At 68.0% G+C, this 11,523-nt stretch carries 8 protein-coding genes; 6 read left to right on the plus strand and 2 right to left on the minus strand.

Annotated features, from left to right (window positions below):
* Positions 1 to 59 precede the first annotated feature (59 nt).
* Positions 60 to 605 (plus strand): MerR family transcriptional regulator, encoded by a 546-nt coding sequence (locus GLO27_RS04580; RefSeq protein ID WP_021199318.1) that lies wholly within the window; start codon positions 60 to 62, stop codon positions 603 to 605.
* A 69-nt stretch (positions 606 to 674) separates the two neighbouring features.
* Here GLO27_RS04580 and GLO27_RS04585 read toward each other — a convergent pair whose 3' ends face one another.
* Positions 675 to 1,487: a ParA family protein gene (locus GLO27_RS04585; RefSeq protein ID WP_029258366.1), complete on the minus strand. Its 813-nt coding sequence runs from the start codon at positions 1,485 to 1,487 to the stop codon at positions 675 to 677.
* 93 nt (positions 1,488 to 1,580) lie between these two features.
* Between GLO27_RS04585 and GLO27_RS04590 the strand changes: the two genes are divergently transcribed.
* The 3 genes from GLO27_RS04590 (at position 1,581) to def (ending at position 7,359) form a co-directional block, all read left to right on the plus strand.
* Positions 1,581 to 4,988, plus strand: a complete 3,408-nt coding sequence (locus GLO27_RS04590; RefSeq protein ID WP_029258365.1) for a pyruvate carboxylase — start codon at positions 1,581 to 1,583, stop codon at positions 4,986 to 4,988.
* Positions 4,989 to 5,053: 65 nt separating this feature from the next.
* On the plus strand, positions 5,054 to 6,868 hold the full coding sequence (locus GLO27_RS04595) for an AAA family ATPase (RefSeq protein WP_167253865.1): 1,815 nt from the start codon (positions 5,054 to 5,056) through the stop codon (positions 6,866 to 6,868).
* Entirely contained in the window at positions 6,868 to 7,359 is a 492-nt protein-coding gene (gene def / locus GLO27_RS04600) for a peptide deformylase (protein WP_167253867.1), read from the plus strand. Before GLO27_RS04595 ends, def begins: the two co-directional genes overlap by 1 nt.
* 61 nt (positions 7,360 to 7,420) lie before the next feature.
* Here def and GLO27_RS04605 read toward each other — a convergent pair whose 3' ends face one another.
* Entirely contained in the window at positions 7,421 to 9,253 is a 1,833-nt protein-coding gene (locus tag GLO27_RS04605; RefSeq protein WP_021199323.1) for an AMP-dependent synthetase/ligase, read from the minus strand.
* Positions 9,254 to 9,404: 151 nt separating this feature from the next.
* Here GLO27_RS04605 and GLO27_RS04610 point away from each other — a divergent pair, with 151 nt between their 5' ends.
* The gene (locus GLO27_RS04610) at positions 9,405 to 10,094 is read left to right on the plus strand and encodes a lysophospholipid acyltransferase family protein (protein WP_021199324.1); all 690 of its coding nucleotides are present in this window, start codon (positions 9,405 to 9,407) and stop codon (positions 10,092 to 10,094) included.
* A gap of 47 nt (positions 10,095 to 10,141) precedes the next feature.
* Entirely contained in the window at positions 10,142 to 11,482 is a 1,341-nt protein-coding gene (locus tag GLO27_RS04615; RefSeq protein ID WP_017830214.1) for a 3-deoxy-7-phosphoheptulonate synthase class II, read from the plus strand.
* Positions 11,483 to 11,523: the final 41 nt, after the last annotated feature.

An 11,523-nucleotide genomic window follows, 5' to 3' on the forward strand; every position in this document is an offset into this window, starting at 1 on the left:
TTGCCGGTGCCCAGGCACTGCTCTACCGTGGAAGATAACCGTTCCAGGGAGGATTTCAGATGAATGCGGATGAGCTCACAGGCGACCCGCGGTTCGTACCCGAACTCCTCTTCACCGACGGCCTTCCGGCCATGGATGACGAGGTCGGCTACCGTGGTGCGGTCGCTGCTCGTGCCGCCGGCATCACCTATCGTCAGCTGGACTACTGGGCCCGCACCGAGCTGGTGGAGCCCACCGTCCGAGGCGCGAGCGGCTCGGGTTCGCAGCGTCTCTACGGCTTCCGCGACATCCTCGTCCTCAAGCTCGTGAAGAGCCTTCTCGACACCGGCATCTCGCTGCAGCAGATCCGCACCGCCGTCGAAGAACTCCGTCGCGCCGGCATCCGCGATCTCGCAGGCACCACGCTCATGAGCGACGGCGCCTCGGTCTACCTCTGCACATCGAACGACGAGGTCATCGACCTCGTCAGCCGCGGTCAGGGTGTCTTCGGAATCGCCGTCGGCAAGGTGCTCCGCGAGGTGGAGTCCACCCTCGTCGCCTTCGATGCCACCGCTCCGGACCCTGTCGACGAGCTGTCCGCGCGTCGCACCAAGCGTTCCGCCTGACGTCTCACGTCATACAGAAAACGGCCGTCCTCGAAGAGGGCGGCCGTTTCGCTGTGCGCGTCGGGAGGGTCAGCTCTGCTGACCGCTCTCGGGGACGGGGATGCGACCGGTGCGGATGATGCGGTCGAGCAACTGGTCGAAGTCGGCGGCGAGCTCCTGGGCGGAGTCTCCGGGCCAGATGTGCAGCGGCTTGGCGGCACCCTGAGCCTGCTGCAGAGACGTGCGCTCGGGCAGCTGAGGGGAGAGCACGAGCGGCCCGAACATGTCGCGCAGCTCCTTGATGCGGAACTGGTGCTCGATCGACTGGGGGCGCACGCGGTTCACCACGATGCCGAGCGGCTGGAGCCGGGGCGAGAGTCCGCGCCGGATCTCCTCGATCGCGCGGAGGGCGCGGTCGGCTGCGGCGACGGAGAAGAGGCCGGGTTCGGTGACGACCATGACACGGTCGCTCGCAGCCCACGCCGTGCGGGTCAGCGCGTTCAGGGACGGCGCGCAGTCGACGAGCACGAGGTCGTAGTCGGCTTCGACGGAGGCGAGGGCCTCTTCGAGCTTCCACACGTCGCGCACACTCGGGTGCGGGCCGTCGAAGTTGATCGCGGAGGGGCTGCCGATGAGCACGTCGATCGTGCCCGGGTGCACCTTCGCCCAGCCGCTGGAGGTGATCGCCTGACGGACGACCTTCTCCTTCGGGTTCGCCAGGACGTCGGCGATGTTGAGTCGTCCGGCCACCTGGATGTCCATCCCGGTGGAGACGTCGGACTGCGGGTCGAGGTCGACGACGAGAGTCCGGACGCCTCGGGCGAAAGCCGCTGAGGCCAGCCCGAGTGTCACGGTCGTCTTGCCGACGCCTCCCTTGAGAGAGCTGACGCTGAGTACGTGCACGGAGACCACGTTACCTTCCCCTAGGCTGGGGGAACACTCAGCCCCGCCCCATGCGCATCGAAAACGCTGCGCATCGAGCTCCCAGAGGTGTGCATGTTCCAGAAGATCCTTGTGGCGAACCGCGGCGAGATCGCGATCCGTGCCTTCCGTGCGGCTGTCGAAGTGGGAGCGCGCACCGTCGCGGTGTTCCCGCATGAGGACCGCGGCTCCGTCCATCGGCTCAAGGCCGATGAAGCCTACGAGATCGGTGAGCGCGGGCATCCGGTGCGCGCGTACCTGAATGTCGACGAGATCATCCGCGTCGCACTCGAGTCGGGGGCGGACGCGATCTACCCCGGATACGGCTTCCTCTCCGAGAACCCGGAGCTCGCCGAGAAGGCGGCGGCGAACGGCATCGTGTTCATCGGCCCGCCATCGAACGTGCTCGAGATGGCCGGAAACAAGGTCGAGGCGAAACGCCATGCGATCGAAGCCGGTGTCCCGGTCCTCCGCTCCACCGAGGCATCCGATGACGTCGAGGCGCTGGTCGCCCAGGCGGAGGAGATCGGATTCCCGTTGTTCGCCAAGGCCGTGGCCGGTGGCGGAGGCCGCGGGATGCGTCGTGTCGAGACGGCCGGGGACCTCGCTCCCGCTCTGGCCGAAGCGATGCGAGAGGCCGAGAGCGCCTTCGGCGACGCCAGGATGTTCCTCGAGCAGGCGGTCGTGCGCCCGCGCCACATCGAGGTGCAGATCCTCGCCGACAAGACCGGCGAGACCGTGCACCTGTTCGAACGTGACTGCTCGGTGCAGCGGCGCCATCAGAAGGTCGTCGAGATCGCACCGGCGCCGAACCTCGACGACAGCGTGCGCACCGCTCTGCACGGGTACGCCGTCGCCTTCGCCCGCTCCATCGGGTACGAGAACGCCGGGACGGTCGAGTTCCTGCTCGAGACCGCGGGGGAGCGCACCGGCGAGGTCGTCTTCATCGAGATGAATCCGCGCATCCAGGTCGAGCACACGGTCACCGAAGAGGTGACCGACGTCGACCTGGTGCAGAGCCAGATGCGCATCGCCTCGGGCCAGACCCTCGCCGAACTGGGACTGCAGCAGGAGAACCTGCATCTGCGCGGTGCCGCACTGCAGTGCCGGATCACGACGGAGGACCCGACGCAGGGCTTCCGCCCCGATACCGGCAAGATCACGACCTACCGCTCTCCCGGGGGCGCCGGGATCCGTCTCGACGGCGGCACGGTCCATCAGGGCGCACAGATCAGCCCCCACTTCGACTCCATGCTGGCGAAGCTCACGTGTCGCGGGCGTGATTTCCCGGCAGCCGTCGCCCGCGCCCGTCGTGCCCTCGCCGAGTTCCGCATCCGCGGTGTCTCGACCAACATCCCCTTCCTCCAGGCGCTCCTGGAGGACGACGCGTTCATCGCCGGCGACGTCAGCACGTCGTTCATCGACGAGCGGCCCGAGCTGCTTCGCGGTCGCGTCTCTAAGGACCGCGGCACGAAGCTCCTCAACTGGCTGGTCGACGTCACGGTGAACAAGCCCCACGGCGTGCACCCCGGTGTGGTCGACGCCGTCACCAAGCTTCCGTCGATCGATCTGACCTCGGAGCCGGTCCCGGGTTCGCGTCAGAAGCTCCTCGAGCTGGGGCCGGAGGGCTTCGCCCGCAGCCTTCGTGCGCAGACGGCGCTGGCGATCACCGATACGACGTTCCGCGACGCGCACCAGTCGCTTCTGGCGACGCGTGTGCGCACGAAGGATCTCGTCGCTGCCGCACCGTATCTCGCGCGGCTCACTCCTGGACTCCTCTCGGTCGAGGCATGGGGCGGTGCGACCTACGACGTCGCGCTGCGCTTCCTGGGCGAAGACCCGTGGGAGCGCCTCGACAAGCTCCGTGCCGCTCTGCCCAACGTGGCGATCCAGATGCTCCTTCGTGGGAGGAACACCGTCGGCTACACGCCGTACCCGACGGCGGTGACCGAGGCATTCGTCGCGGAGGCCGCCGCCAGCGGCGTCGACATCTTCCGCATCTTCGACGCACTCAACGACGTGGAGCAGATGCGTCCGGCGATCGAGGCCGTCCGCAACACCGGGACCGCGATCGCCGAGGTCGCGCTCTGCTACACCGGCGACCTGCTCGACCCCGCGGAGGACCTCTACACCCTCGACTACTACCTGGGCCTTGCGGACCAGATCGTCGAGGCCGGCGCGCACATCATCGCGATCAAGGACATGGCGGGTCTGCTGCGTCCCGCCGCCGCTGCCGCACTCGTCACGGCGCTCCGCGAGCGCTTCGATCTGCCGGTCCATCTGCACACGCATGACACCCCGGGCGGTCAGCTCGCGACGCTCCTCGCCGCCAGCGCCGCCGGCGTGGATGCGGTGGATGCCGCGTCGGCGCCGCTGTCCGGAACCACGAGTCAGCCGTCCTTGTCGTCGCTGGTCGCGGCCCTCGCCCATACCGAACGCGACAGCGGCATCTCGCTCGACGCCGTCTCCGACCTCGAGCCGTACTGGGAGGCGGTGCGTCGCCAGTATGCGCCCTTCGAGTCCGGGCTTCCCGGTCCCACAGGCCGTGTGTACCACCACGAGATCCCGGGCGGACAGCTGTCGAACCTCCGGCAGCAGGCCAAGGCGCTCGGCCTCGCCGACGACTTCGAGCTCATCGAGGACATGTACGCCGCGGCCGACCGTATCCTCGGCCGTGTGCCCAAGGTGACGCCGTCGTCGAAGGTCGTCGGCGATCTCGCCCTCCACCTCGCGGCGGTGAAGGCGGACCCTGCCGACTTCGAAGCCCATCCCGAGAAGTACGACGTCCCCGATTCGGTCGTGGGCTTCATGGCCGGCGAGCTCGGCGATCTTCCCGGAGGATGGCCGGAGCCGTTCCGCACCAAGGTCCTCGCCGGGCGCTCCGTGCGTACGGGTCTCACCGCGATCACTGCAGACGACGAGGCGGCTCTCGGCGGGACCAGCGCCGAACGGCGGACCCGACTCAACACGCTGCTGTTCCCTGCGCCCAGTGCGGAGTTCGCGGAGCGTCGCGAGCTGTTCGGCGACCTGTCGGTGCTCGACACGAGCGATTACCTGTACGGCCTCGTCGCCGGCCAGGAGCACCAGATCGAGATCGATCGCGGGGTGCGGCTGTACGTCGGGCTCGAAGCCATCGGCGACGCGGACGACAAGGGCATGCGCACCGTGATGACGACGCTGAACGGACAGCTCCGCCCGGTGTTCGTCCGGGATCGCTCCATCAAGGTCGATGCGATCGAGGTCGAGAAGGCCGATACCTCCGTTCCCGGTCAGGTGGCGGCTCCGTTCTCCGGCGTCGTCACTCTGAAGGCAGAGGTCGGAGCCGTCGTCCGGGCCGGCGAACCCGTCGCCTCCATCGAGGCGATGAAGATGGAGGCGGCCATCACCGCCCCCGTCGACGGCGTGGTCGAGCGCCACGCGATCGCCGAGACGCAGCAGGTGGACGCCGGAGATCTTTTGGTCGTGATCCGTCCGGCGCACTAATCTTGTGCGGGCGAGGGCCGCGCATGCGTGCGCACCCGAGGCTCGCGCAGGCTTGGAGCGACATCGTGACACCGAAGAACACCACCGACCCCGAGGAGAACTCGCTGGGGGTGCTCGACGAAGCCGCGTCTCTCGACACGGCCGGCATCGGCATCCTCGGCGGGACCGCTCAGGTCAGCGTGACCCTTCCCCGAAACGAGGAGGATGACCTCGCCGACGACGGCGTCGTCGACGGCGAGGTCATCGGCGACCTCGTGATCGATCAGGTGCCTGCCGTGGAGCAGGTCCCGAAGTCCGGGACGAAGGGGAAGACGAAGACGCTGCCGAGATCGCAGACCCGTCCTGTGACCCCATCGGCGAACGCCGCCGCATCCGCGCCGGTCTCCGGATCGGCCCCCGTCGTCGAACCGGCGGAGGAGCCGGCGGCCTCCTCGAACGTCGAGCCCACAGTCGGGTCGACCGTGGAACCTCCCGTCGTCACGGGCGTGATCGACGAGACGCCCGTCATCGACGAGGCGCCCGTCATCGATGAGGCACCCGTCATCGATGAGGCACCCGGCACGGAACGGATCGTGATCGAGGTGACCGCACTCGATCCGGTGATCCCCGTCGACGATGTCGTCGTCGATGCGGTCGTCGTCGATGCGGTCGTCATCGATGAGCCGGACTCTGAGCCGGTCGCCGACGATCTGGATTCCGCCGAGGGGCGGGCTGCAGAGGAAGCCGCGGCCGCCCGGTTCCTCTCCCAGGCTCGATCCGAGATCGAGACGACTCCTCCTGCACCGGCATCCGCCGTGCGGGCGTCCGCCGAGAAGGAGACCACCACCGTGTCCACCCCAGAAGAGAGGCCCGTCGTGGCGAAACCGGCTCGCCCGGCGGCACGCACGGACGTGACGCTCACCTCGAAGCGCCTGGATGATCTGGGCGAGTCCTCGCGCGAGTCCGCTGATCTGCTCACCGCCGACCGGTTGCTCGACCCGCACCGGATCGCGAAGCCGGAGCCCGAGGGGGCGTGGAGTCACTTCCTCTATGCCGTCTCCGGTCGGCGCATCAACATCGGCGACGGCCGTCGTGCGCGGGAGCGCAAGGCCCTCTCCGCGCGGATCGCCGCACCGCTCGCGGGGGGAGCGCGCTTCGTGCCCGTACTCTCCCGCAAGGGCGGGGTGGGCAAGACCACGATCACGGCGCTGCTGGGCATGGCGTTGGCCGACGCTCGGGAAGATCGCGTGATCGCCGTCGACGCCAACCCGGATCGCGGAACACTCGCCGAGCGCATCGTGCGTCCGCATCACCGCAAGTCCGTGCGCGACCTCGTCCGCATCCACGATGACGTCAAGGGATACCACGACATCTCCGCCATCGTGGCGCGCGACGCGACACGCCTCGACGTCCTCGCCTCCGATGCCGACCCGCGCATCGCCGAGGCCTTCAGCGACAGCGACTACCGTGACGTGGCCGGCGTGGCGGCGCACTACTACTCGCTCGTCCTCACCGATACGGGAACAGGGATCGTCCACTCGGTGATGTCGGCAACTCTCGATCTCGCCGACCAGGTCGTCATCGTCTCGGGGCTGAGCGTCGACGAGGCGCGCCTCGCATCCGAGACCCTCACGTGGCTCGAGACCAACGGGTATGCCGAGCAGGCGCGCGAGGCGATCGTGGTCCTCAACCAGTCCACGCCCGGGACGCCCCTCGTGCGGCTGAACGAGTTGCAGGCGCACTTCGCCACACGTGCACGGAGTGTCGTGCGGGTCCCCTACGACCCGCAGATCGCCGGGGGTGGCACGATCGTGTTCGCCAACCTTCTGCCCGAGACCCGCATCGCCGCCCGAGAACTCGCGGCATTGCTGGTCGAGGGCCTGCGGGCCAGGGCCGCCTGATGGCCGTCCGTGAGATCCGCATCTTCGGCGACCCCGTCCTGCGTACGGTCTGCGCCCCGATCGAGGTGATCGACGACGGGGTCCGGGCACTCGTGGCCGACCTCGTCGACACCGTCGAGCTGCCGGGGCGCGCGGGAGTCGCGGCGCCGCAGATCGGCGTCGCTCTGCGCGCCTTCAGCTACAACATCGACGGCGACATCGGCTATGTGCTCAACCCGGTGCTCACCGAGGTGCGCGGTGAACCGGTGCCGACGGGGGAGGGCTGTCTCTCAGTCCCGGGACTCTGGCACGACGCGCAGCGCCATCCCTGGGCGCGCGTCGAGGGGATCGATCTCGACGGCGACCCCGTAGTGCTCGAGGGGGACGGCCTGCTCGCTCAGGCGCTGCAGCACGAGACCGATCACCTCGACGGCAAGCTCTTCCTGACCCGGCTCGATCCGGAGGTCCGCAAGGTCGCCATGCGCGAAGTGCGGGAGAGCTCCTGGTTCTGACGCCGGACTGATGAAGAAGGGCCCCGCGCGTGCGGGGCCCTTCTTCATCGGGGGGATCGGGTCAGCCGCCGATCGGGACATTCGTGGTCGCGACGGGCTCGTCGTAGATCGCGGCGATCTCGTCGGCGAAGTCGTTCATGATGATGTTCCGCTTGATCGAGAGCTTCGGGGTCAGGTGCCCCGAGGCCTCCGTCCACTCGGAGTCGAGGATCGTGAACTTCCGGATCGACTCGGCTCGCGAGACGCGTGCATTGGCGGCATCGACCGCGCGCTGCACTTCGGCCCGGACGGCCGCGTTCTTGGACGCGTCCACGAGCGACATGGTGGCCTCGAGGCCGTTGTTGGCGAGCCAGGTCGGAAGCATCTCGGGATCGAGCGTGACGAGCGCCGAGATGAACGGACGCTGGTCACCGACGACCACGACCTGACCGATGATCGGATTCGCGCGGATCGGGTCCTCGAGCGCGGCCGGAGCGACGTTCTTGCCGCCGGCCGTGACGATGATCTCCTTCTTGCGCCCGGTGATCGTCAGGAAGCCCTCGGAGTCGAAGCTGCCGATGTCGCCGGTGTGGAACCAGCCGCCCTCGCTGAAGGCCTCGGCCGTCGCCTCGGGGTTGTTCCAGTACTCCTTGAACACGTTGATGCCGCGCACCTCGATCTCGCCGTCGTCGGCGAGGCGGACGCCGACGCCGGGGAGGGCGGGGCCGACCGTCCCGATCTTCGACTTGTCCGCCAGATTCACCGTGGCGGGCGCGGTCGTCTCCGTCAGGCCGTAGCCCTCGAGGATCACCACACCGAGGCTGTGGAAGAAATGGCCGAGCCGCGAGCCGAGGGGCGCGGAGCCCGAGACGGCGTAGACGACATTGCCGCCCATGGCCTCGCGGAGCTTGCTGTAGACGAGCTTGTTGAACAGGGCGAACTTGAGCTTCATCCCGAACGGGATCGGCTTGCCCGCTTCGAGCAGCTTGGAGTGCTCGATGGCGACGTCGGCGGCGGCACGGAAGATCTTGCCCTTGCCGCCAGCTTCGGCCTTCTGCTCCGCCGAGTTGTACACCTTCTCGAACACGCGGGGGACAGCGAGGAGGAACGTCGGTTTGAACGAGCCGAGCGCCGGAAGAAGCTGGCGCGTATCGGGCTGGTGACCCGTGCGCACTCCCGCATGGACGTCGAGGATCGAGATGAACCGTGCGAACACATGGGCAGTCGTGATGAAGAGGAGGGTGGAGGCTCCCGGTGTCTGGACGACCTCGTCCAGAGCCTTGGCGGAGTTCCGGGAGAGCTCGACGAAATTGCTGTGCGTGAGCACGCACCCCTTCGGGCGCCCCGTGGAGCCGGAGGTGTAGATGAGCGTGGCGATGTCGGATCCGACCGCAAGGGAGCGCCGGCGTTCGATCTCGGCATCGGCCACGGAGGCGCCCTGGGCGGTCAGGGTGTCGATGGCGCCCAGGTGCAGCTGCCACACCTCGCGGATCAGCGGGAGGTCGCCACGGACCTCGTCGACGCGGGCGAAGTGCTCAGGCGACTCCACGATGAGCGCGATGGCACCGGAGTCCTCGAGGATCCACTGGATCTGAGAGGGCGAGCTGGTCTCGTAGATCGGCACCATCACGGCGCCGGCGTAGAACAGCGCGAAGTCGACGAGCGTCCATTCGTACGTCGTGCGCGCCAGGAATCCGACCTTCTCGCCGGGCTGGATGCCGGCGGCGACGAAGCCCTTCGCGAGGGCGGTCACGGCCGTCTGGAAGTCGGCGGCCGAGATGTCTCGCCACCCCTCTCCCTCCGGAACCGAGAACAGCGCACGATCCGGAGTGGCTTCGACGCGCTTCACCAGCAGGTCGGCGACGTTCGCGTCGGGATCGGCGGGGACGATCGCGGGGACTTCAAACTGGACCACGGCAGCTCCTTCGGTACCGGTCGGGCACGGACTTGCTTCCGAGTCTAGGGCATGGAACCCAGTCGCGCCTCAGGTGGAACTGGGTCGCGTGGATGGTCGGAGCAAGGAGTCGACTCCACGGACGCCGGGCGCGGCGCTAGACTTCACCACGATGTTCTACTGGCTGATGAAGTACGTGGTGATCGGCCCCGTGGTCAAGGCGGTGTTCCGCCCCTGGATCGTCGGGCGCAACAACGTGCCCGCGAACGGTGCGGCGATCCTCGCGAGCAATCACCTCTCCTTCGCCGACTCCATCTTCCTTCCTCTGGTGATCGACCGGTCGATGTCCTTCCTCGCGAAGAGCGACTATTTCACGGGCCGCGGCCTCAAAGGCTGGGCCACGAAGTTCTTCATGAAGGCGACGGGACAGATCCCCATCGATCGATCGGGTGGCAAGGCTTCCGAGGCCTCGCTGAACACCGGACTCCAGGTGCTCGGCGGAGGCGACCTGCTCGGCATCTATCCCGAGGGCACCAGAAGCCCCGACGGAAAGCTGTATCGGGGTCGGACCGGCATCGCCAGGATGGCGCTCGAGGCGAAGGTCCCGGTGGTGCCGGTGATCATGGTCGACACCGATACGGCGATGCCGATCGGCAGGAGGCTGCCCCGCATCGTGCGCGTCGGAATCGTGATCGGGGAGCCCCTCGACTTCTCGCGCTACGCGGGCATGGAGAACGATCGCTACATCCTGCGTTCGGTCACCGACGAGATCATGGTGGCCCTGCAGCGGCTCGGCGAGCAGAAGTACGAGGACGTCTACGCGTCGACGGTCAAGGACCGGCTCCCCACGCGCGTCACATAGGCCTCACGCGGATCTGGGTGGTACCCGCGACCACTAGGCTGGAACGCATGCTCCCGCACCACATCGAAGCCCTTGATGCATGGCGCTCGCTTCCCATCAAGCAGCAGCCGCAGTGGCCCGACGCGGACCGCGTCGCCGACGTCTCCCAGCAGATCGCGACCCTTCCGCCGCTGGTCTTCGCTGGCGAGGTCGACAACCTGCGTGACAGGCTCGCCCGTGCGGCGTCCGGCCAGGCGTTCCTCCTCCAGGGTGGTGACTGCGCCGAGACCTTCGCCGGGGCGACCGCCGAACAGATCCGCAACCGCATCAAGACGGTGCTGCAGATGGCTGTCGTGCTCACGTACGGCGCCTCGATGCCCATCGTCAAGATGGGCCGCATGGCGGGTCAGTTCGCGAAACCGCGCTCGAGCGACTCCGAGACCCGCGGTGACGTCACTCTGCCCGCCTACCGCGGTGACATCGTGAACGGCTACGACTTCACCGAGGGGTCCCGCACCGCCGACCCCGGTCGCTTGCTCCAGGGCTACCACACGGCGGCGTCGACCCTCAACCTGATCCGCGCGTTCACCCAGGGTGGTTTCGCCGATCTCCGCGAGGTGCACTCGTGGAACAAGGGCTTCGCGCAGAACCCTGCCAACCAGCGCTACGAGCGCATGGCCGCGGAGATCGACCGCGCGATCAAGTTCATGGAGGCTGCAGGAGCGGACTTCGATGAGCTCAAGCGCGTCGAGTTCTTCACGGGGCACGAGGGTCTGCTGATGGACTACGAGCGCCCGATGACGCGCATCGACTCGCGCACGGACACGCCGTACAACACCTCTGCGCACTTCCTGTGGATCGGAGAGCGCACGCGTGAGCTCGATGGCGCGCACGTCGACTACTTCTCCAAGATCCGCAACCCCATCGGCGTGAAGCTCGGACCGACCACGTCGCCCGACACCGCGCTCGCGCTGATCGACAAGCTCGATCCCGAACGCGAGCCGGGACGCCTCACCTTCATCACCCGCATGGGCGCCGGAAAGATCCGCGACGCTCTGCCGCCGCTGCTCGAGGCCGTCCGCGATTCCGGCGCGCAGCCGCTGTGGGTCACCGACCCGATGCACGGCAACGGCATCACCACGCCGACCGGCTACAAGACCCGTCGCTTCGACGACGTCGTCGACGAGGTGCGCGGCTTCTTCGAAGCGCACCGTGCGGTCGGGACCTTCCCCGGAGGCATCCACGTCGAGCTCACCGGTGACGACGTCACCGAGTGCCTCGGTGGGTCGGAGCAGATCGACGAGGCCGCGCTGGCCACGCGCTACGAGAGCCTGTGCGACCCGCGACTGAACCACATGCAGTCGCTGGAGCTCGCCTTCCTGGTGGCCGAGGAGCTCGAGAAGCGCTGAGACAGAAGCGCTGAGACACCGTCGAAGAAGGCCGCCCCCCG

The organism is Microbacterium sp. Be9, from assembly GCF_011754135.1.
GTDB classification, from domain to species: Bacteria; Actinomycetota; Actinomycetes; order Actinomycetales; family Microbacteriaceae; genus Microbacterium; species Microbacterium maritypicum_A.